Source organism: Comamonas humi (assembly GCF_054782535.1).
Genome location: NZ_BAAGSH010000029.1, coordinates 1 through 1,041, shown reverse-complemented (window position 1 = coordinate 1,041; position 1,041 = coordinate 1). Strand labels below are relative to the sequence as shown.

At 62.5% G+C, this 1,041-nt stretch carries 1 protein-coding gene; it reads left to right on the top strand.

Annotated elements, in window-relative coordinates; genetic code table 11:
• The coding region (gene tuf, locus ACYVKR_RS24495) for an elongation factor Tu (RefSeq protein ID WP_460483590.1) at positions 1-1,041 on the top strand (1,041 nt) is incomplete at both ends.

Here is a 1,041-nt window from a genome sequence, read left to right as displayed (position 1 = left end):
GGCAGCGATCGCAACCGTGCTGTCTGCCAAGTTCGGCGGCGAAGCCAAGAAGTACGACGAAATCGACGCAGCGCCTGAAGAAAAGGCCCGCGGCATTACCATCAACACCGCGCACGTCGAGTACGAAACGGCCAACCGCCACTACGCTCACGTGGACTGCCCCGGCCACGCCGACTACGTCAAGAACATGATCACCGGCGCTGCCCAGATGGACGGCGCGATCCTGGTGTGCTCGGCCGCTGACGGCCCGATGCCCCAGACCCGCGAGCACATCCTGCTGGCCCGCCAGGTGGGCGTGCCCTACATCATCGTCTTCCTGAACAAGTGCGACATGGTCGACGACGAAGAACTGCTCGAGCTGGTCGAAATGGAAGTTCGCGAACTCCTCGACAAGTACGAATTCCCTGGCGACGACACCCCCATCATCCGCGGCTCCGCGAAGATGGCGCTGGAAGGCGACAAGGGCCCGCTGGGCGAGCAAGCCATCGAAAAGCTGGCTGAAGCGCTGGACACCTACATCCCCACGCCCGAGCGCGCTGTGGACGGTGCCTTCCTGATGCCCGTGGAAGACGTGTTCTCGATCTCCGGCCGTGGCACTGTGGTGACCGGTCGCGTTGAGCGCGGCATCATCAAGGTCGGCGAAGAAATCGAAATCGTCGGTATCCGCGACACGCAAAAGACCATCGTCACCGGCGTGGAAATGTTCCGCAAGCTGCTGGACCAAGGCCAGGCTGGCGACAACGTCGGTCTGCTGCTGCGCGGCACCAAGCGTGAAGACGTCGAGCGCGGCCAAGTGCTGTGCAAGCCCGGCTCCATCAAGCCCCACACCCACTTCACCGCTGAAGTGTATGTGCTGAGCAAGGATGAAGGCGGCCGCCACACCCCGTTCTTCAACAACTACCGTCCGCAGTTCTACTTCCGCACCACCGACGTCACCGGCGCCATCGAGCTGCCTGCTGACAAGGAAATGGTGATGCCTGGCGACAACGTGTCGATCACCGTCAAGCTGATCGCCCCCATCGCCATGGAAGAAGGTCTGCG